This is a genomic window from uncultured Zhongshania sp., from assembly GCF_963975605.1.
Lineage (GTDB): Bacteria > Pseudomonadota > Gammaproteobacteria > Pseudomonadales > Spongiibacteraceae > Spongiibacter > Spongiibacter aquimaris.
The window spans coordinates 36956-57001 of the sequence record NZ_CAXBHN010000015.1; the positions used below are offsets into that span (position 1 = coordinate 36956).

At 48.8% G+C, this 20046-nt stretch carries 17 protein-coding genes; 8 read left to right on the plus strand and 9 right to left on the minus strand.

Annotated features, from left to right (window positions below):
- Positions 1-132 precede the first annotated feature (132 nt).
- The 3 genes from AAC007_RS12740 (at position 133) to AAC007_RS12750 (ending at position 5290) form a co-directional block, all read left to right on the plus strand.
- Positions 133-1299 (plus strand): alkane 1-monooxygenase, encoded by a 1167-nt coding sequence (locus AAC007_RS12740; RefSeq protein ID WP_339677299.1) that lies wholly within the window; start codon positions 133-135, stop codon positions 1297-1299.
- 69 nt (positions 1300-1368) lie between these two features.
- The gene (locus AAC007_RS12745; RefSeq protein ID WP_296435615.1) at positions 1369-3918 is read left to right on the plus strand and encodes a TonB-dependent receptor; all 2550 of its coding nucleotides are present in this window, start codon (positions 1369-1371) and stop codon (positions 3916-3918) included.
- Positions 3919-4381: 463 nt separating this feature from the next.
- Positions 4382-5290, plus strand: a complete 909-nt coding sequence (locus AAC007_RS12750) for a DUF808 domain-containing protein (RefSeq protein ID WP_339677301.1) — start codon at positions 4382-4384, stop codon at positions 5288-5290.
- 26 nt (positions 5291-5316) lie between these two features.
- Here the strand turns inward: AAC007_RS12750 and AAC007_RS12755 are convergent, their stop codons facing one another.
- The 3 genes from AAC007_RS12755 to trxC all read right to left on the minus strand — a co-directional run bounded on the left by AAC007_RS12755 (position 5317) and on the right by trxC (position 7092).
- Complete coding sequence (locus AAC007_RS12755; RefSeq protein WP_339677303.1) at positions 5317-5622, minus strand: chaperone modulator CbpM; 306 nt, start codon at positions 5620-5622, stop codon at positions 5317-5319.
- Positions 5619-6575 carry a DnaJ C-terminal domain-containing protein gene (locus AAC007_RS12760; RefSeq protein WP_339677304.1) on the minus strand — a complete coding sequence of 319 codons (957 nt, stop codon included), beginning with the start codon at positions 6573-6575 and terminating at the stop codon, positions 5619-5621. Before AAC007_RS12760 ends, AAC007_RS12755 begins: the two co-directional genes overlap by 4 nt.
- A gap of 73 nt (positions 6576-6648) precedes the next feature.
- The gene (trxC, locus tag AAC007_RS12765) at positions 6649-7092 is read right to left on the minus strand and encodes a thioredoxin TrxC (protein ID WP_295872122.1); all 444 of its coding nucleotides are present in this window, start codon (positions 7090-7092) and stop codon (positions 6649-6651) included.
- On the opposite strand from trxC, the gene AAC007_RS12770 reads away from it, so the two are divergent.
- Entirely contained in the window at positions 7075-7338 is a 264-nt protein-coding gene (locus tag AAC007_RS12770; protein WP_339677306.1) for a hypothetical protein, read from the plus strand. The two genes, trxC and AAC007_RS12770, sit on opposite strands and share 18 nt — an antisense overlap.
- Positions 7339-7388: 50 nt before the next feature.
- On the opposite strand, the gene AAC007_RS12775 is transcribed toward AAC007_RS12770, so the two are convergent.
- A complete protein-coding gene (locus AAC007_RS12775; RefSeq protein ID WP_339677308.1) occupies positions 7389-7868 on the minus strand; it encodes a hypothetical protein in 480 nt (159 codons plus the stop codon).
- 433 nt (positions 7869-8301) lie between these two features.
- Here AAC007_RS12775 and lpxD point away from each other — a divergent pair, with 433 nt between their 5' ends.
- Positions 8302-9339 carry a UDP-3-O-(3-hydroxymyristoyl)glucosamine N-acyltransferase gene (gene lpxD, locus AAC007_RS12780; protein ID WP_339677309.1) on the plus strand — a complete coding sequence of 346 codons (1038 nt, stop codon included), beginning with the start codon at positions 8302-8304 and terminating at the stop codon, positions 9337-9339.
- 95 nt (positions 9340-9434) lie between these two features.
- Here the strand turns inward: lpxD and ppsA are convergent, their stop codons facing one another.
- Positions 9435-11807 carry a phosphoenolpyruvate synthase gene (ppsA, locus tag AAC007_RS12785; protein WP_339677310.1) on the minus strand — a complete coding sequence of 791 codons (2373 nt, stop codon included), beginning with the start codon at positions 11805-11807 and terminating at the stop codon, positions 9435-9437.
- Between the two features lie 131 nt (positions 11808-11938).
- On the opposite strand from ppsA, the gene AAC007_RS12790 reads away from it, so the two are divergent.
- From AAC007_RS12790 to AAC007_RS12800, 3 genes are read left to right on the plus strand one after another with little or no spacing between them, the layout of a single operon-like run.
- On the plus strand, positions 11939-12757 hold the full coding sequence (locus AAC007_RS12790) for a pyruvate, water dikinase regulatory protein (RefSeq protein ID WP_295872132.1): 819 nt from the start codon (positions 11939-11941) through the stop codon (positions 12755-12757).
- Between the two features lie 8 nt (positions 12758-12765).
- Positions 12766-13962 carry a patatin-like phospholipase family protein gene (locus AAC007_RS12795; protein ID WP_339677311.1) on the plus strand — a complete coding sequence of 399 codons (1197 nt, stop codon included), beginning with the start codon at positions 12766-12768 and terminating at the stop codon, positions 13960-13962.
- A 56-nt stretch (positions 13963-14018) separates the two neighbouring features.
- Positions 14019-15824, plus strand: a complete 1806-nt coding sequence (locus AAC007_RS12800; protein ID WP_339677313.1) for a DUF255 domain-containing protein — start codon at positions 14019-14021, stop codon at positions 15822-15824.
- A gap of 5 nt (positions 15825-15829) precedes the next feature.
- Here the strand turns inward: AAC007_RS12800 and AAC007_RS12805 are convergent, their stop codons facing one another.
- From AAC007_RS12805 to mce, 4 genes are all read right to left on the minus strand, one after another.
- The gene (locus AAC007_RS12805; protein ID WP_219043764.1) at positions 15830-16276 is read right to left on the minus strand and encodes a YiiD C-terminal domain-containing protein; all 447 of its coding nucleotides are present in this window, start codon (positions 16274-16276) and stop codon (positions 15830-15832) included.
- Between the two features lie 3 nt (positions 16277-16279).
- The gene (gene meaB / locus AAC007_RS12810) at positions 16280-17251 is read right to left on the minus strand and encodes a methylmalonyl Co-A mutase-associated GTPase MeaB (RefSeq protein ID WP_339677315.1); all 972 of its coding nucleotides are present in this window, start codon (positions 17249-17251) and stop codon (positions 16280-16282) included.
- 86 nt (positions 17252-17337) lie between these two features.
- Positions 17338-19497 carry a methylmalonyl-CoA mutase gene (scpA, locus tag AAC007_RS12815; RefSeq protein WP_339677317.1) on the minus strand — a complete coding sequence of 720 codons (2160 nt, stop codon included), beginning with the start codon at positions 19495-19497 and terminating at the stop codon, positions 17338-17340.
- 127 nt (positions 19498-19624) lie between these two features.
- A complete protein-coding gene (mce, locus tag AAC007_RS12820) occupies positions 19625-20038 on the minus strand; it encodes a methylmalonyl-CoA epimerase (protein WP_295872145.1) in 414 nt (137 codons plus the stop codon).
- Positions 20039-20046: the final 8 nt, after the last annotated feature.

Genomic DNA, 20046 nt, shown 5'->3' on the forward strand with positions numbered 1-20046 from the left:
GGAGAGGCAGCGATACTACCGCAAACCTTATTGCCCGACCCGAACAAAAATCAAAGCTTTAACTTGACACCCGTTAAGTTAAAGCATAATTTACAACTTTACACTTGTAAATATAATAAAAGGAGATCCCAGATGAATACAAACGGCGAAGCACGATGGCATGACCCTAAACGCTACCTATGGTCGTTGGGACTCCTGGTTCCACTATTTCCTATTTTTGGCGCGATTGTATTTATGCAGACTGGACAAATATGGGGGTGGTGGCTAACACCGGTCATCGTCTATTTCATTATTCCAGCGCTAGATTTCTTTATTGGAACCGATCACTCCAATCCACCTGAATCAGCCGTCAACCAGCTTGAAGCCGATAATTACTATCGCTATATCGTATACGCCTACATCCCACTCCAGTACGCTGGCACCATAATTACCGTTTGGTTCGCCTGCACGGAGCTTGGCCCCTTAGGCATTATTGCCGGCTTATTCAGCTGCGCTTATGTAAATGGGATCGGCATAAATACAGGCCATGAGTTGGGCCATAAGCGCGATCCACTTAGCCAATTCCTCGCAAAGCTGGCGCTAGCGCCTGTTGCCTATGGCCATTTTTATGTAGAACACAATTTTGGTCATCACCGCAGAGTAGCAACACCTGAAGACCCCGCAAGCTCCAAAATGGGTGAAAGTTTTTGGCGATTTCTACCGCGCACCGTGATCGGCAGTTTGCGCTCAGCGTGTGAGATTGAAAGTAAGCGCCTTAGTCGCAAAGGCTTGGGATTTTGGCATTGGCGCAATGATGTTCTGCAAGCGTGGGCAATGACGGTTGTTCTTTTCGGTACATGCACGCTTTTCCTAGGTTGGCCGGCACTCGCGTTTCTCGTAATTCAAGCCATACTTGGTGCGTCTCTATTGGAAGTTATTAACTACGTTGAGCACTACGGCCTTCTTCGCCAACAGGGCGACAATGGCGAGTATGAACGCTGCCTACCAAAACATTCATGGAACAGTAACCATATCGTTACCAACTTAGTGCTGTATCAACTGCAACGTCATTCAGACCATCATGCACACCCCAATCGCGCCTTCCAAGCACTGCGGCATTTTGATGACAGCCCGCAACTGCCTTCAGGTTATGCATCGATGATGATGCTGGCTTACTTTCCACCGCTTTGGTTCAAAGTCATGAACCCTCGAGTGGTCGCACACCATCGTGGAGATTTTAGTAAGGCTAATATTCATCCGCGCAAAGCCGAAACATTAAGAACGTATTTCAACGGTTTTGATAACAGCGCCAGAGTCTAGATAAACGCGCCATCAAGCTAATAATTAGATTAAAGTGTTCGCGATATGCGGCATCACAGAGGTTTCATAATGATAAAAAAAGCGTCGTTAGCAAGTGTTATTTGCGCCAGCACACTCCACAGCGTCGCCGTTTACGGCGCACAACTTGAGGAAGTGATTGTTACCGCCCAAATAAGGGCTCAAAGCCTTCAAGATGTGCCGGTATCGGTAAGCGCCATTAGTGGTGAGAAAATGATGGAGGCGGGTCTTTCTAAAATTGAAGACCTACAAGCTTACGTGCCAAACTTTACAATGACCGAATCGAGTATCGGAACAGACATCTATATTCGTGGTATTGGCTCAGGTGAAAATCAGGGCTTTGAGCAGTCGGTCGGTATGTATGTTGACGGAATTTACTATGGCCGTGCCCAGTTAGCTCGCGCACCTTTTCTCGATTTAGAGCGTGTTGAAATATTACGTGGTCCGCAAAATATTCTCTTGGGTAAAAACAGTATTGCTGGTGCCATTAATATAAGTAGCGCGTCCCCCACTCATGAGCCGGAATTTCTAGTATCCGGCACTTACGAGCCAGATCTAAACGAGCAAGTAATCGATTTTGTAGCATCCGGTCCAATTAATGACGACCTCACTGCTCGGTTTGCTATGCGCCAAAGACACACTGATGGTTTCGTTAAAAACCAAGTATTAAATCGGGATGAGGCTGAGCGAAACGAAGCAACCTACCGCATAAAATTCGCGTGGGACGCAGGTAATGACTTTGACGCCAAATTAAAACTGGAAATGGGCAGTTTCGATGTCGTTGGCAGACAGTCAGAAATTCTTACCGATAATCCCTCGGATTCCGATATATTTCTTTTCACGGGGCGCACCTACGGTGAAATCCTAAACGACACCGTTTTTCCTGATTTTGGTGCCCTGGGAAATATCCTCGGGTCTTTACCTGCCGGTGTCCGCAACCTAATACAGCTGCAACCCAACGGCTCTATATTGAACATGCAAGCCGATGACTCGGTATTGGATGTTAAAGCTGACCGCAAGCGTTCCTCCAACGGTGATTTCAGCAACAACGACACTCAAAATATCACCCTCAACATGAACTGGTATTCTAACGGCAATACCTTCACATCGATTACTGGCTTTATGGCCTACCAGTACGATGAAGAATGTGACTGTGACTTCACCGGCGCGCCATTATTCCAGGTTGTATTTGAAGAAGAATACGAGCAATACAGCCAAGAGTTTCGCTGGGTATCAGCACCGGGAGAAAACTTCGATCTTATCGCCGGCGCTTATTTTCAATATAACGAACTGTACTTTTTTGATTCGATCGTACTGCCATCAACACTTATCCCTCAGCTGATAAACGCAGCAGACATCTTAGAAGGTGGAGCGCGTGGCGATATCGATCCCGGCGCGAATGGCAGCACCGGATTTGAGTTATTGGGTATCGGCGATGCCGGCAACTCACTCATCGATATACGATCACCGCGAGACTTTAAAAGTGATTCAATTATCGCGTCTACATTTGTTCAAGGCACATGGATAATGACGGACACGTTGAGGTTAACTCTGGGCGGGCGCTACACCTACGAAAAGAAAAGTGGTAGTCGCAAACTTGAATTCGGACTACCCGATGGCTCGATTTTACCGATCGGTGAAACTGACACAGCCGCAGCGGTTACCTTCGCCGCGGAACGCCACGATTTGGCAGGAAAACGCACCGAGTCTCAATTTGCACCGCTGCTAAACCTTCAGTGGGACGTCACCGACGAGGCGATGGCCTATTTTTCCGCGCGGCGCGGGTTTAAGTCTGGAGGTTACGATGCTAGATCGAACGCATCACCTAGTGCAGACCCCACACCCACAAACCCGACCGCAACATCCGCCAATCCCCGCGTGTTAATAGGTAGCTTTGAATTCGAAGAAGAGCGCGCGACCTCCTATGAGATTGGCTTAAAAACATCGCTGTTCGATGGCGTCGCTGAGCTGAACTCTGCCCTTTTCTATACCCAATTTGATAATCTACAGGTCAGTGTTTTTGATGGCACTCTAGGTTTCAACGTAGGTAATGCCGCAGGTGCCGTTACTCAAGGTGTAGAGTTTGATGGTCGTATCGCCCTGAGCGAGCACATCATTCTTGGTGCTGGGCTGGCATTTTTGGACTTCGAGTTTCAAGACCATAAGTTTGGCACCTGTATTCAGGACCAACTACCGGATAATCCAAACGGTATAAACTGCGATTACAGTGGCAAAACGAATCAGTATGCCGCTGACTACTCCGGCAACATATTACTTGGTTACGAGCGTGAAATTAGCGATTCACTCATAGTTCGGGCTAACCTCGACGCCATATTCAGTGACGAGTATCACCCCTCGCCCAACCTTGACGACCGAGTAAAACAAGACGCGTTCATTCAATATAATGGCCGAATTTCACTGTCGTCTAATGACGGGGAGTGGGAATTAGCACTTATAGGTAAAAATTTAACTGACGAACTAATCGTTCTTTACGCCATAGATACGCCGGTCGCCAAGAAAGTTATTGCTGGCACCACCACCCACCATGGCTTTACTAATCCCCCTAGAACCTTTGCATTGCAGGGAACCTATCGCTGGTAAGAACACAAATGAAATCTGCTTGCCGATTTTGAGCCTGGACTCTCAAAATCGGCTTTTTTATGTTTTTACTATCTAGAGATGTAATGAAATCACTCGTCATGACACCCTGCCCTCCGCGCAATTAATTTTAACTACTCGCCAATGCCAAAGGCGTCTGATTGCTTTCATTATTCGTGGACGTTTGAAAGGCCGCCAAAGTAACTTAGCGCCTACTTGTGTACCTAAATAAGATGAGCATTATCCTTGAGTGAATATATGCGCAAGCTACTAACACCTACTAGATGCAGTACTTTTTATGCAATCTTGGTTCCTAGGAACATTCACTTTCAGATTTGCTTATGGGTACAAACACCGCCTAGATACCTGCCACAGGCCAATGACTCAAGAGAAGGTTCAGCTTATAGATGTAGTATGCTTTACTCATATTTATCAGCCCTACTCTATTTACATAAGGTGATGTTCAATGGCCGCAGGCTCTCTTTTAGCCCTTTTCGATGATATTGCCACTCTATTGGATGATATTTCGGTGTTGTCGAAAGTGGCGGTTAAAAAGACGGCTGGCGTTTTAGGCGATGATTTAGCTGTTAATGCAGAGCAAGTCGGCAATGTCCGCGCTGAACGTGAATTGCCAGTGGTATGGGCAGTAGCAAAAGGCTCCTTAGTAAATAAAGTCATTATCGTTCCGCTTGTGTTATTGTCCAGCCTATTTATTCCCTGGTTAGTTACACCTGTATTGATGATTGGCGGTATGTATTTATGCTACGAGGGTGCCGAGAAAGTCTGGCACGTCATTGCCCACCGTCAACCCAAAGATCATTCCCAAGCTAGAGCGCTCGCAAACGACAGTGAGGCAGATTTACTTGCACTCGAAAAGGGTCGAGTCAAAGGCGCAATACGTACTGATTTCATATTGAGCTTAGAAATTATTGTAATTGCTCTAAGTACCGTACAAGAAGCACCTTTCGCCACGCAAGTAATGGTCCTGTCTGTTGTCGCGGTGGGTATTACCTTGGCGGTTTACGGTTTAGTCGCGTTGATCGTGAAGATAGATGACCTGGGGCTTTACATGTTGAAATCTGCAAATACAGCGGCACAGTCTGTCGGTAACTTTTTACTGTGGTTGGCACCTGCTTTAATGAAAAGCTTAACTGTTGTAGGCACCTTAGCTATGTTTTTAGTAGGTGGTGGCATTTTAAGCCACGGCTTTGATCACTATGTGGAGCTTAGTTTTGCGCTTTCTCACATCCATATTTTCAGCAACGCCTTTGCCAATGGTCTTAGCCAAAATTTGTTCAACGGCGTTATCGGTCTATTCGCCGGCGCTGTCATCGTTGCTGTTGCGTCCTTGTTTCATCGTGAGCAGCATCAATGAGTGCAGTAGCTTATCCATAAAGTGACTCAGCATGCAGTGAAGCGATTTAATCGCTGTTTCAATTGATGATTTTCTGCGCGCAGTTGCTCTAGGTCATCGAGTAAGCTTATTGCCAAAGCAATACCCGGCCAGTCTATATCCAGATCTTGGTGCAATCGAACGGCCTTTTTGGTGATGGATACCATCTGAGTCGTGAATACCCATTGGTCGGGGGAATCACCATCTGGCTCAACAATACCCTGCTCCACAATTTCCAGCACGTAATGTTCCGGCAGTTCCGCCACACGACATAGCTCATCAAACTTCATTATATGCAGTTGGGTGTTATTCATAATTTGTCACTCCACTCAGAGCGTGGATCAAAGGTAGTCTGATCAGCCAGTTCTTGCCATTTTTTCTTAATGTCATCGTTTGTCGTTTTTGGCATCACTACTTTTAATACCGCAAATAAATCACCCCGTTCACCCACAGGGAGTTTTTTCACCAGTCCCTTACCACGTATTCGCAGTCTCTGCCCGGTTTGGCTGTTTGGTGGTATCGACATGGTTATTTTGCCATCGAGGGTAGGAATTGCTAGTTTGCAGCCCAGCGCAGCTTCCCATGGCGCTAGCGGAACAGTAATGATCAAGTTGTGCCCTTCAACATCGAATAGTGGATGGGGCACCAGCCTGATACGTAGATACAAGTCGCCGTCGACGCCATTTGGCCCGCCAGGCTCGCCCTGCCCCTTAAGACGGATACGCTCCCCAGCTTCCACACCAGCCGGTATCTTGACGCTCAGGTTCTTGGTGATTTCAGTAACACGACCATCCGCAGTGTATTGCGGGATTGTGTATGAAATGGTTTTAGATTCAGCGGACAGGGTATCTTCCAGAAAAATAGGTAGATCGGTCTCTATATCCCGGCCTTTGGGCGCTTGCCGACGGCGGCTACCAAAATCTGATTGCTGACCACCGTGACCGAACATTGACGAAAAGAAGTCAGAGAAATCGCTATTGATCGAAAAATCTTCCTGACGTTCTGCGCCCGGTCGCCATCCCGGCGGTGGCCTAAATCCGCCGTCATTGCTGCCGTATTGCCGAACTTCATCGTACTCTGCACGTTTCTTTTCGTCGTATAAGACTTCGTAAGCTTCTGTGACTTCCTTAAACTTTTCTTCGGCGTCTTTATGCTCACTTACATCCGGGTGATATTTCCTGGCAAGTTTACGGTAGGCGACTTTTATCGCCTTTTTATCTGCACTGGCGTCAACACCCAGAATTTTGTAGTAGTCTTTAAATTCCATTATTTGCGATTTCCACGCTGTGCGATGATTCTGCTCTGAATCGATAAGTTCTGAACGTTATCGCTCCCGTCTACTAAATTCGTTCGCTGGCACTCTGCGCCCACCGTACAATTGAGGCTGTATCCATCGCGCCGTTTTGACGCGCCACCTCTTTACCCTGATAAAAACATGCCATGGTAGGAATACTCTGAATATTAAAACGATTGGCGATGGCTTGCTCAGAGTCAATATTGATTTTTGCCAAGCGAATGTTCGGCTCCAATACCTTGGCCGCTTGCTCGAATGCAGGAGCCATCGATTTGCAAGGGCCGCACCATGGCGCCCAAAAATCGATAATGACGGGTATTTCATTGCGCTCAATCATTGCCTGAAAACTCGGCGCCGTCAGAGTTGCCACCTGACCAGTAAATAATGGCTTTTTGCATTTTCCGCAGCTTGGTGAACTACCCAGGCGGTCGCTGGGTAGCCGGTTGTTAGCAAAGCAGTGGGGACAAACAATATGGCTAACATCGCTCATCTAGACACCCCTCATGTCGAACATGCCGTCGACTCCTTCAAATTGATGTTGCCTGCTGGACGCCTGTCAGGCACCCCCAAAGGGGTTTATCAAACCCAACATGGTGGGATGCTCTACCACTGCTTGTTGGGTATGACTCGGCGCATCCGCGCCTCGGCCTCACGGCCAGCAGAGCTGCCCAAATTTGCTTCATACAAATTTGTCGCTACCGCGCAACCCAACCTACAGAGTCACACGTCATTTTAAAATTGCAGAAGTACTAAGACTGTACTCTACTATTAGCGAAGTGGTATGACTTAAATCAAAGATCTGTATTTCGGTTCTATCAATACAGCGCAAAATAGTGAAGTCAATTCATTGCAGCGATGCCTTAGTCCAGACTCCGCGATATGTGGTACCCGCCAGGACTGGCAAGGCGATTTAAAAACCCAGGGCTTATTTCTCATGTTGGGCGCACGCGATGCACTTGCGGCTGGTCGGGGCAATGTGCAGACGCTTTTCACCGATCGGTTCATCGCACTCACAGCAAAGCCCAAAACTCCCCTCTTCACAGCGACGTAGCGCAGCTTTAATTTCCGCATGAGATCAGTATTGCGCTGGGTGGCTTGCGCCATGGCCTGTTGTTGCAGGGCATCCATGCGCGACAAACGCCCGACCCTGGACTGATCAAGCTCTACGGTTTGCTGTGACGCGCGCCGGGCATCGTTAAGAGCCAGAGTTTCCTGGCGCCTTGCCAATAACAGCGCACGGAAAAAATCGATATCCAGATCTGCCATGTTTAATAGCCTTATCAGGCTAGCGCAAAATCAAAACCGGCACCGTGCTCGCCGCCAGTATTTTGGTGGTGTTACTGCCCACGATAAACTCCCTAATTCGTTCGTGCCCCGGCTATCTTACGATGTAAATTAGTCCACGAAATCATATATTCAGCGATGAGCAGAGGCGCAATAAGGAACAAAATCGGTTTCATATTGCCCTACATCCAAGTCGACCGTACACACTGACTAAAACTTCCACCAAATAGTTTAGTACAAATACACTGTGCTACGCGTAAAATGCTACCAAGGTTGTCCAATCGTCGGTTAACGCGTTTTTCCTAATGGATTCGATGCCCTAATTGCACGCAGTTACTACTGCGATTTAGGCCTGCAGTCCCCCAACCTAAAAACTAAATCTAATTAATAATTTAGGAATCGACGGAGAAATAATATGGGCAATACACCGAGAAGTTTGTCTGAGCTAGCGGTATACCTTGATGCGGAGTTAGTCGGCAATGCAGATCATATGATCTCCGGCATTGCGGACTTACAATGCGCGACCTCGACGGAACTCTCGTTTATCAATCAAGAATCTTACACGCAACATTTGGCGACATCAGCCACAGGGGCAGTTATTCTCAACGCTGATTTTGCTGAGCAATACCAAGGCAATAAACTTGTCGTTAACAATACCTACTTAGCGTACGCGAAAGTATCCGCCTTGTTTGAATCTTTATCGACACTGGCCGTAGGTATCCACCCTTCAGCTGTTGTCTCTGAAAGCGCAGAAATTGATCCCTCTGCCGCCATCGGCGCTAATTGCGTCATTGGTGAGTGCGTGCGCATCGGCAGCGGCGTTCGTGTTTATTCGGGAGTATCAGTGGGTGATCGCACCAGCATTGGCGAAAACACCTTGATTCATGCTAATGCAGTGCTATATCACGGCGTAACTGTGGGTAGCGGCTGTATTATTCACAGCGGTACAGTTATTGGTTCTGATGGTTTTGGTTTTGCACCTAGCCGCGACGGGTGGCGGAAAATCCACCAATTGGGCGGTGTCATAATCGGCAACAATGTTGAAATTGGCTCTAACTGCTCAATTGACCGCGGCGCGCTGGGCGATACCATTATTCAAGACGGCGTCATCATCGACAATCTCGTCCACATTGCCCACAACGTCAAAATCGGTAAGCGCTCGGCGATCGCTGGGTGCGTCGGAATTGCAGGTAGCGCCATCATCGGTGAAAACTGCACTGTTGCCGGCGCTGTCGCTATCAATGGTCACATCAGCATTGCCGATAATAGCCATTTCCATGGCGGCACAATTGTCACCAAAGGCAATACCGAAGCCGGTGTTTTTGCGTCTACTCCACCGATGCAGGACGTCAAAAAATGGCGCAGGAACTCAGTTCGCTACACTCAGCTAGATGAAATGTCGAATCGAATTAAGCAATTAGAAAAACAATTAAAAACACTATTACCAGCATAAACCGGTGAGCCGTCAGAGGAAAAAAAGGCCGCAAAGCGGCCTTTTTTATTCACCCAAATCAGTGCTGGAGTGATATTTACGCTAAAACTTAAACATTAGGTTTTTAGCTTTTCCGCCAAGAATAACCACGTCTCTAATACCGAGTCTGGATTTAGCGACACGCTATCTATGCCCTGTTCCATTAACCACTGCGCAAAATCAGGGTGATCTGACGGGCCTTGTCCACAAATACCAATATATTTGCCGTGCTTTTTACAGGCATCAATGGCCATTTTAAGCAGGGCTTTTACGGCGTCATTACGCTCATCAAAAAGATGCGCAATCAGACCTGAATCCCTATCAAGACCTAGAGTAAGCTGGGTTAAATCGTTTGAGCCGATAGAAAAACCATCAAAGTATTGTAGGAACTGTTCCGCTAATAATGCATTTGCTGGCAATTCACACATCATTACCACACGCAGGCCATTCTCGCCGCGCTTCAAGCCATTGGCTTCCAATAACTCGATAACTTGCTTAGCTTCGCCGACAGTGCGCACGAATGGCACCATGATTTCCACATTGGTGAGGTCCATATCATTGCGGACTTTCTTAAGTGCGCGGCATTCCAGTTCAAAGCACTCACGGAAGGAATCGGAAATGTAACGGGACGCACCGCGGAAACCCAGCATAGGGTTTTCTTCCGATGGCTCATACAAGCTGCCACCGATAAGGTGGGCGTATTCATTGGATTTAAAATCCGACATCCGCACTATAACGCGCTTGGGGTAAAACGCACTGGCGACGGTCGAAATACCTTCAACTAATTTTTCTACGTAAAACTCTACCGGACTCGAGTAACCAGCGATACGGCGCTTTACGGCCGCCTGCACATCTCGGGGAATGTCATCGTAGTTAATTAACGCTTTGGGATGCACGCCAATCATACGGTTAATAATAAATTCCAAACGTGCTAAACCGACACCGGCATTTGGGTAGCCCTGGAAGTCAAAAGCGCGGTCCGGGTTGCCGACGTTCATCATCACTTTAAAGGGCAGTTCTGGCATCGCATCCAGTTTGTTGCGATTAATATCAAAGTCCAGAATACCTTCGTACACCATGCCAGTGTCGCCTTCGGCGCAAGATACCGTCACTGGGGTTCCGTCTTTCAATAATTCCGTCGCGTCGCCACAGCCAACGACTGCGGGAATACCTAGTTCACGGGCAATGATAGCTGCGTGACAAGTACGACCGCCGCGATTTGTGACAATCGCAGAAGCGCGCTTCATGACCGGTTCCCAGTCGGGGTCAGTCATATCAGTAACCAGAACATCGCCCTGCTGTACCTGATCCATTTCGCTGATGTCGCCAATCACACGCACCGGACCAGCACCAATACGCTGACCAATCGAGCGCCCTTCACACAACACTGCGCCCTTTTCTTTTAAGAGGTAACGCTCCATCAAGGTCGTCGATTCACGACTCTTAACCGTCTCTGGACGCGCCTGAACGATATACAATTTGCCGTCGTCGCCATCTTTGGCCCACTCGATGTCCATGGGACGGCCATAGTGTTTTTCGATGGTCATCGCCTGTTTGGCAAGACCGAGCACTTCTTCATCATTCAAGCAAAAACGATTGCGATCGTCTTCGCTGACATCTACTGTTTCGACGGATTTGCCGGCACTGGCATCGCTGCCGTAAACCATTTTGATCATCTTGCTACCGAGATTGCGGCGCAACACAGCGGGACGATCTTTTTCTAACGTTGCTTTGTGGACGTAAAACTCATCTGGATTAACTGCACCCTGTACAACAGTCTCACCCAAGCCATAAGACGCGGTGATGAATACTACCCCGTCGAAGCCAGATTCAGTATCCATAGAGAACATGACGCCTGCAGCGCCAGTATCTGAGCGCACCATGCGCTGGATACCCGCTGACAGAGCGACATCAGCGTGCTCAAAACCTTGGTGTACACGGTAGGCAATCGCGCGGTCATTGTACAAAGACGCGAAGACTTCCTTGATCGCGATCATGATATTGTCGAGGCCGCGAATATTTAGGAAGGTTTCTTGCTGTCCGGCAAATGAGGCATCTGGCAAGTCTTCAGCGGTTGCCGACGAGCGCACCGCAAATGACATGGCATCATTGCCATCAACCAGTTTGGCGTAGGCATCGACTACAGCAGCATTTAATGCTGCGGGAAAAGGCGTTTCTACTATCCACTGACGGATTTTTTTACCAACGACAGCGAGATTTTTAACGTCATCGATATCAAACCCATCTAATTCCGCGATAATACGGTCATTCAAGCCGCTTTGCTGGAGAAAATCCCGAAAGGCGTCTGCAGTGGTGGCAAAGCCGCCAGGTACTGTCACGCCGACTTGCGAAAGCTGGCTAATCATTTCGCCCAAGGACGCATTTTTGCCGCCAACACGGTCGACATCATTCATTCCAAGGTCGTTAAACCAGATTACGTATTCAGACACGTTCAATCTCCCATTTTACAAAGCGGCCGCATAACGGTTATAAGGGTGCAAGAAATTAACACGGGCTATACTAAAGTAAGTACCTTGGAAATTCCCGTCGAAAAACTCAGTGCTTTAGGTAAAAAAACTACATGATTCGTCCGGCCTTTTTTATATCTGACAGTACCGGCATTACCGCCGAGACCCTAGGTAGCAGCGTTTTAGCGCAATTCGAAAACCAGCAGTTTGAACACATCATCGTTCCCTACGTCGATAATCCCGACAAAGCGCGCTCTGCAGTGGAGAAAATCAACCGTGCCGCCGACGACTGTGGCGTTCAGCCTATCGTCTTCGATACCTTGGTGGATGAAAATCTACGCGCCATTATAGCCACCAGCAAGGGCTTTATTGTCGATGTGCTTGGCACCTTCGTCAGCCAACTTGAAACGGCCTTTGGTGAAAAGCCATCGCGTACGGTCGGCCGCGTTCAAAATGCTGATAAAGACCGTCTGTATAAACACCGAATAGATGCGGTTAACTACGCACTAGACAATGACGATGGCGCGCGGCTTAATCGTTACGATCAGGCTGAAGTGATCTTGATTGGTGTATCTCGCAGCGGCAAAACGCCCACCTGCTTATACCTCGCCATGCAGTCAGGGATCTTTGTGGCCAATTACCCAATAACCGATGAAGATATGGAAAGCGACCGTTTACCAAAGGCCTTACTCGATCATCGCAGTCGCCTGTTTGGCCTAACCATTGAGGCGGATCGTCTATCTGCCATCCGCAGTGAACGCCGACCAGATACCCGCTACGCCTCGCTTCGGCAATGTGAAGATGAGCTGCGACAAGCAGAAGCCATGTTTAAGCGTTTTGGCATTCCCTATCTCGATATTACTCACGCGTCAGTCGAAGAGATTGCCACGCGAGTACTACTTGACACGGGTTTGCGCGGGCACAAGCGCTAGTGAGTAAAATGGAAATCAATGACACTGTGAATACCGACAACGCTGACATTGAATATAGTTATCGCTCAAATACCGCTATGGTTTTGCCCGGCGGTGGCGCACGCGCCGCTTATCAGGTTGGGGTACTAAAAGCGCTGGCTGAGATACACGGCAAGCGCCCTGGCAACCCCTTCCCGATTCTTGCTGGAACGTCAGCTGGCGGTATTAATGCTGTCTCATTAGCTGCCGGTGCCCACCATTTCGCAGGCACCGTTGAAAAGCTTGAATTACTATGGCGAGGTTTGTCGACAGACAAAATCTATCGCGCTGATTTTTTTGGAGTACTGCGAAACGCTATACGACTTGCCATCTCTCTATTTAGTGGGGGTTCATCAGCTAGCAAACCTGTTGCCTTGCTAGATAACAGTCCTCTTCGGGAAATCCTGGAACAACATCTCAGCTTTGAGAATATTGGCCGCAATATTTTAAATGGCGATTTGGACGCCTTGTGCCTCACTGCCATGAATTACACCCAGGGCATGTCTGAGACCTTTTTCCAAGGTGGGCCTCAATACGCTGGTTGGCAGCGCTGGCGGCGACAAGGGCTAGCAACACCAATACAGCTACAACACTTGATGGCATCAACCGCTATTCCCACCATATTCCCCCCTGCAAAACTAGGTCGTAACTACTACGGTGACGGCGCGCTGAGGCAATTAACCCCTATTAGCCCTGTTATCCATCTCGGGGCGAACCGAGTCTTGGTGATTCCAGCGAATGGTCATAAACGGCAATATCCGAAATTGCCACAGGAAATTAAGTCCCCGGGGTTCGGCCAAATTATTGGCCATCTACTAAACAGCGCGTTTATTGATAGCATAGAAACCGATATCGAGCGGCTAGAGCGAATTAATGAGCTAGTTAGAATTATTCCAGACGAAGACCGCGGCATGATGGGTAAAGAACTGCTCCCTATCGACTGCTTGGTTATTAGCCCCAGTGAAGATATCGACAGAATTGCCGACGAACATGTGAATGAACTCCCCCGCTCACTGCGAATGTTTCTGCGTCGCACCGGCAGCACTGGCAATAGTGGCGGCGGCGTGAGTATCGCCTCCTACCTGCTGTTCACCCCCGAGTACTGCGGCAAACTTATCGATCTTGGCTATCGAGATGGCATCGCCCAGCGAGCAGAACTAGAGGCATTTTTATACCGCAGCAAATAGAACACATCTGTCGCGTCCTTCTTCCCGTACAAGCTCCATAGACACTGGAGCTTCGTATGTTGTACACCTACAAAATCCCGAGCTTGATCCTTCTGGCAATGCTGAATTTTGCCAACCCGGTATACGCAGCAGACAACGCCATCATTTCATGGCGAGACTGGAGCCCGCAGGTTTTTAGCGAAGCAAAGAAAAGCGGCAAGCATATTATTTTGAATGTAGAAGCCGTGTGGTGCCATTGGTGTCACGTCATGGATCAAAAGACCTACGCCAGCCCTGCTGTTGCCGCCGCAATCGCTAAAAACTACATTGCGATAAAAGTTGATCACGACGCCAACCCGGAAATTGCTGCACGCTACCGGGCCTGGGGATGGCCCGCCACCATTTTTTACAATAGCGACGGCGTCGAAATAGTTAAACGCGCCGGCTATATCCCGCCCGAATCAATGACCGCACTGCTTTCAGCCATTGTCCGCGACCCATCGCCAGAGAGAGTCGTCGGTGCGATTAGCATTACAAATCCGCGCAGCAGTTTAACGGTCGATGACAAAGCTCGGCTAATCGAGATGCACAAAAGTAGCTTTGACGCTAAGCATGGCAGTCTTGCTATCGCCATGAAGTTTATCGACCCCGACTCGGTTGAGTACGCCCTTTTGAGTGGGATGGCCGGAGATAATAGCGAGTTGGCCCGAGCCAATAAAACCTTAACCGCAGCGCTAAAGCTAGAAGACCCGGAATGGTTTGGTTTTTATCAATACTCTACCCACGGGGATTGGGATCACCCGCATTATGAGAAAATTATGCGCACCCAAACCCGCCATATTAGGCTTTATGCCCAAGCTTACGCAGCTACCCAAAACCAAGCTTATAGAACCGCTGCAGAAAACACCCTTATCTATCTGAATCGATTTTTAAAGGCACCAAATGGTGGCTATTACACCAGCCAGGATGCCGATTTAATTCCGGGGCAAAAGAGCGCAGATTACTTTGCACTGAAAGACAAACAACGCCTTGCCTTGGGTATTCCACGTGTCGACGAACATCGCTACACTAAGGAAAATGCGAGTTTGATTTCATCGCTAACGCGGCTTTACAGCGCCACAAACAATATAGCTATCAAAACCGAAGCACTGGCTGTTGGCGAATGGTTGTTAGCGAGTCGCCAACGCAAAGACGGGGGCTTCAACCATGGCAATAGTGACAACAATAGCCACGCTGACAGTAAATTATTCCTGGCTGATAATATTAGTGCAGTCGCTGCATTGACTGATTTATATGAGATAAGCGCAGACAGAAAATGGCTTAAACAGGCCATCGCCACGGCGGACACTATCCGTGAAAATATATTCTCCCGAGAGCTCGCCGGTCTCGCTGCCGCCAGCATCGACAAAAGCGATCCTTTGGCGCCCTATGTAGACTTGGAAGAAAATATTTTAGCGGCCCGTGTACTCAATACACTGCATCACTACAGCGGTCGTGCAGTAGATAAAACTCTAGCCGACAAGGCCATGGCTTATTTAACTAGCAGCGCGGTGATTACCAGTCGGTATACCGAAGCGGGAATTTTACTAGCTGATGCGGAGCTAAATCGGGATCCTCTTCACCTCGTCATCGTTGGCCCAAAATCCGATACTAACGCGGCCGCACTATTCAGTGCCGCGCTCGCGAACTATCAAAGCTACCGACGTATTGAATGGTGGGATCGCAGCGAGGGCGAATTGATTAACCACGATGTAGAGTATCCAGACTTGGCTAAGTCAGCCGCATTTGTATGTAATGACCAACGCTGTTCAACGCCAATCTACACACCAAAAGAAATACCCGAAGTCATCGAGTTGATAGAGGGGATAAAGGCGAACCGCTAAATGAGTTACTTCACGCCGACAATGGCGTAAAGCCCTTTAAAGCGAACAGCAACCTCGCCATCGACGATGATTTCGGACTGAAGATCTATTTTCGCTTTACCGCGCTCATCAAAGCGATCGAAAAAATGTTCCCAATGCTTTTCATCTGTCGCAATTGAGCTGGCGACAATGTCGCCGGTCACCGGACGAAGGTACTCAATGGAGGCCTCAGCAACGACGATGTCAGGATCAAGCCCGTAATCCACGCAGCGCATATAGACCATGCCCCAGCACGCCATTACTGCCACCACATAAATGCTGCCGCCAAAGGCAGTGAGTTTGTCATTAATGCTGGGCGCCAATGGCGCGTGTAATCGCAGACTACTGCCGTCGTAGTTCTCAACACGAATTTGCATGTGTTGAGCAGTTGGCAGGTATTTAGCAATAAAATCGTCTAGCGCCTTACCACTCATTTATCAGGCTTCCGGCTTAAACAAAAGATTAATCAATTGTGTTGCCGCGAGATACGGTGTGGTTTCACCTTCCGTCACCTTTTTATTAAGTTCAGGTAGCAGCACTTTGACGTCGGGATTCTGCTTGAGCTTCATATCAAGCATTTCATGTAGCAGTTTGTTCATCCACTCACGGGCCTGGCGCGAGCGTTTTTCCTGCAGTGATCCATTCTTAGTGGCGTCAATTTTAAAGCTACTAATCATGCCCCATATCGCTTCAATATTTTCGTTCTTCAAGGCCGAACAACTCATTACCTGCGGCGTCCAGAAACTATTCTGCCGCAGGAGATGCAAGGCATTTTCGTAGTGACGTCGAGTTTGCTGAGCGAGATTAATACTTTCGCCGTCAGCCTTGTTAATAACCAACGCATCCGCAAGCTCGATAATGCCCTTTTTAATACCCTGCAACTCATCACCGGCATTAGGCAACATCAGTACCATAAAGAAATCGACCATGCTGGCGACTTCATATTCAGACTGTCCGACCCCTACGGTTTCCACCAAAATCACGTCATAACCTGCCGCTTCACAAAGCAGCATGGTTTCACGGGTTTTTTGCGCAACACCGCCAAGCGAACCCTCCGATGGCGACGGGCGAATAAACGCGTCCTTACTGCGCGACAATAACTCCATTCGGGTTTTATCACCCAAAATAGAACCACCTGCGATGGGAGAGCTCGGGTCAACCGCCAACACCGCAACACGCTTGCCCTGGCTTAATAAATACAAACCAAAGGCTTCTATAAACGTGGACTTACCTACCCCAGGGATGCCGGTAATGCCAATACGAATACTATTCCCGGTAGCGGGAAGAAGTTGTTCCAAGAGTAATTGCGCTTCGCTGCGGTGTTCCACGCGTTTACTCTCGACTAAGGTGATTGCCTTGGCGAGAGCGCGGGAGTTACCGGCTTGGAGCGCTTGGATGTCTATAGCCATAATTACAACGCTAGAGGTCGGATGTCTGACGTCAAAAGTAAAAGTCGCACGTCCGACTTCAGACCTCTGACGTCAAGCTCGCAAACTTAGCCCTTATACGCCTCATTCACAGCATCCAACACACCCCGTGCGGCTAGTGGGATTTTGGTACCAGGACCAAAAATACCTTTCACACCAGCTTGGGTTAAGAAGTCATAGTCTTGACGTGGAATAACCCCGCCCGCGATAACGATGATGTCATCTGCGCCGACTTTCTTAAGCTCTGCGATTAATTCTGGAATCAGGGTTTTATGACCGGCGGCCTGAGAGGATACGCCAACTACGTGCACGTCGTTTTCTACCGCTTGCTTGGCTACTTCTTCGGGTGTTGAGAACATCGGCGATAAGTCGATATCAAACCCGACATCAGCAAAGGCGGTTGCAATGACTTTGGCGCCGCGGTCGTGACCGTCTTGGCCCATTTTACAAACCAACATGCGTGGGCGACGGCCGTGCTTTTCACTAAACTCTTCGATGTCTTTGGTAATGCCCTGCCAGTTTTCGTCATCTTGGTAAGCGCTGCCGTAAACGCCAGACACCGTTTGTGCCTGTGCATTAAAGCGGCCGAATTCACGTTCCATAGCAAAGGAAATCTCCCCAACAGTTGCGCGCAAACGGGTAGCCTTAACAGCCAGATCCAATAAGTTACCCTCTCCGCCACAGGCGCATTGGTAAATCGCTTCCAAGGCATATTCAACCGCAGCTTCGTCACGCTCTGCACGAATCCGCGCTAGCGCCGCGACTTGCGATTCACGCACCGCATTGTTGTCGATGTCTAAAACCTCGACGTCGTCTTCTTCGGCCAAGGTGTATTTGTTCACACCGACGATCACGTCTTCGCCACGGTCAATACGAGCTTGCTTGCGGGCCGCAGACTCTTCGATACGCAGCTTAGGCAAACCGGTTTCGATCGCCTTGGCCATGCCGCCCTTTTCTTCCACTTCTTGGATCAGTTCCCAAGCGCGGTCGGCGATGTCTTTAGTGAGCGATTCCATCATGTACGAACCACCCCAAGGATCAACAACCTTGGTGATGCCGGTTTCTTCTTGAATGATCAACTGAGTATTACGTGCAATACGTGAAGAGAACTGGGTTGGCAGCGCTATCGCCTCGTCCAATGCGTTGGTGTGTAGTGACTGAGTACCGCCAAATACCGCGGCCATCGCTTCAATCGTGGTACGAACGATGTTGTTGTAGGGGTCTTGTTCGGTCAGCGACCAGCCCGAGGTTTGGCTGTGGGTACGCAGCATTTTTGAGCGCGAGTTTTTAGGCTCAAACTCACTCACAATTTTCGACCACAACAAACGCGCGGCACGCATTTTGGCAATTTCCATATAGAAATTCATGCCAATGCCCCAGAAGAAAGACAGGCGGCCCGCGAACTTGTCGATATCCAAGCCGGCAGCAATCGCCGTGCGGATATACTCTTTACCGTCAGCGAGCGTATACGCCAGCTCAAGCGCGGCATCGGCGCCGGCTTCTTGAATGTGGTAGCCCGAAATCGAAATAGTGTTGAATTTCGGCATATTGTCAGAGGCGTAGGCAATGATATCGCCGATAATTTTCATTGAGGGCAGCGGTGGGTAAATATAGGTATTCCGCACCATGAATTCTTTCAGGATATCGTTTTGAATCGTGCCTGACAGCTGATCCTGACCCACGCCCTGCTCTTCTGCGGCTACGATATACCCAGCTAGAACCGGTAACACAGCGCCGTTCATGGTCATAGAAACAGAGACCTTATCCAGCGGAATTTCGTTGAATAGCACTTTCATGTCTTCAACAGAGTCGATCGCCACACCGGCCTTACCGACGTCGCCAGTAACACGCGGATGGTCTGAGTCGTAGCCCCGGTGAGTTGCCAAGTCAAACGCAACTGACACGCCCTGGCCGCCTGCCGCTAGCGCCTTCCGATAGAACGCATTTGATTCTTCTGCGGTCGAGAAACCCGCGTACTGACGGATCGTCCAAGGACGGCCAGCATACATGGTAGGTTGCGGGCCGCGAATAAAGGGCTCTACACCAGGCAAAGTATTTGTATATGGCAGATCCTGGATATCTTCCTTGGTGTACAACGGCTTGACGTCAATGCCTTCGGGAGTGTGCCACACTAGATCATCGAGGGTCTGCTTGCCTTTGGCGAGGGTTTTGTTCGCCATTGCCTTCCACTCGTCTACGGAAGTCTCGGGAGCTTTGTAATCAGCCATACTTGTACCTGTCAGTTTTCAATGAGAGTCAGTGTTTCGGGAAGCGTTTTCATTCAACACTTCGCAGTTAAAACGCGATCGTGCCGCTTATATGCATCACCACCTGATGCGCGGCATCTATCTAAAATTAGTGGTGATCATCTCCCGGCTGGCTTAACTCGATGAGCACGCCATCACAAGATTTAGGATGAATAAATATCACTTGGCAATTGTGCGCGCCAAGGGAAGGCGCTTCGCTAAGGAATTGATAGCCAAGTGCCTTTAAGCGCGCCACATCAGCCACAATATCGTCAGTACTAAAACACAGATGATGTAGACCACCGGGTTTTTTCTCAAGATACTTTGCTATCGGGCCTTCGCCCCGCAATGGGCTAACTAACTCAATGCTGGTAGATTTAAGAGGGAAAAATGCGGTTGAGGTTTTCGCCGTTTCAACGTCTTCGGTGCCCTCGTATGTCAGGCCGAAATCTTCTAAAAAGCGCTTGATGGCTTTGTCTAAATCGGGAACCGCGACGGCAATATGATCAAGTCCAGTAATCATCTGAATAC

Bases quoted from the DNA above. Each gene is read 5' to 3' on its own strand.
- AAC007_RS12745 (WP_296435615.1), top strand. From the start codon at position 1,369: ATGATAAAAAAAGCGTCGTTAGCAAGTGTTATTTGCGCCAGCACACTC.
- mce (WP_295872145.1), bottom strand. From the start codon at position 20,038: ATGATTACTGGACTTGATCATATTGCCGTCGCGGTTCCCGATTTAGAC.
- AAC007_RS12760 (WP_339677304.1), bottom strand. From the start codon at position 6,575: ATGGAATTTAAAGACTACTACAAAATTCTGGGTGTTGACGCCAGTGCA.
- AAC007_RS12795 (WP_339677311.1), top strand. From the start codon at position 12,766: ATGGAAATCAATGACACTGTGAATACCGACAACGCTGACATTGAATAT.
- AAC007_RS12805 (WP_219043764.1), bottom strand. From the start codon at position 16,276: ATGAGTGGTAAGGCGCTAGACGATTTTATTGCTAAATACCTGCCAACT.
- AAC007_RS12790 (WP_295872132.1), top strand. From the start codon at position 11,939: ATGATTCGTCCGGCCTTTTTTATATCTGACAGTACCGGCATTACCGCC.
- AAC007_RS12740 (WP_339677299.1), top strand. From the start codon at position 133: ATGAATACAAACGGCGAAGCACGATGGCATGACCCTAAACGCTACCTA.
- scpA (WP_339677317.1), bottom strand. From the start codon at position 19,497: ATGGCTGATTACAAAGCTCCCGAGACTTCCGTAGACGAGTGGAAGGCA.
- AAC007_RS12750 (WP_339677301.1), top strand. From the start codon at position 4,382: ATGGCCGCAGGCTCTCTTTTAGCCCTTTTCGATGATATTGCCACTCTA.
- AAC007_RS12770 (WP_339677306.1), top strand. From the start codon at position 7,075: ATGGCTAACATCGCTCATCTAGACACCCCTCATGTCGAACATGCCGTC.
- lpxD (WP_339677309.1), top strand. From the start codon at position 8,302: ATGGGCAATACACCGAGAAGTTTGTCTGAGCTAGCGGTATACCTTGAT.
- AAC007_RS12775 (WP_339677308.1), bottom strand. From the start codon at position 7,868: ATGGCAGATCTGGATATCGATTTTTTCCGTGCGCTGTTATTGGCAAGG.
- AAC007_RS12755 (WP_339677303.1), bottom strand. From the start codon at position 5,622: ATGAATAACACCCAACTGCATATAATGAAGTTTGATGAGCTATGTCGT.
- meaB (WP_339677315.1), bottom strand. From the start codon at position 17,251: ATGGCTATAGACATCCAAGCGCTCCAAGCCGGTAACTCCCGCGCTCTC.
- trxC (WP_295872122.1), bottom strand. From the start codon at position 7,092: ATGAGCGATGTTAGCCATATTGTTTGTCCCCACTGCTTTGCTAACAAC.
- AAC007_RS12800 (WP_339677313.1), top strand. From the start codon at position 14,019: ATGTTGTACACCTACAAAATCCCGAGCTTGATCCTTCTGGCAATGCTG.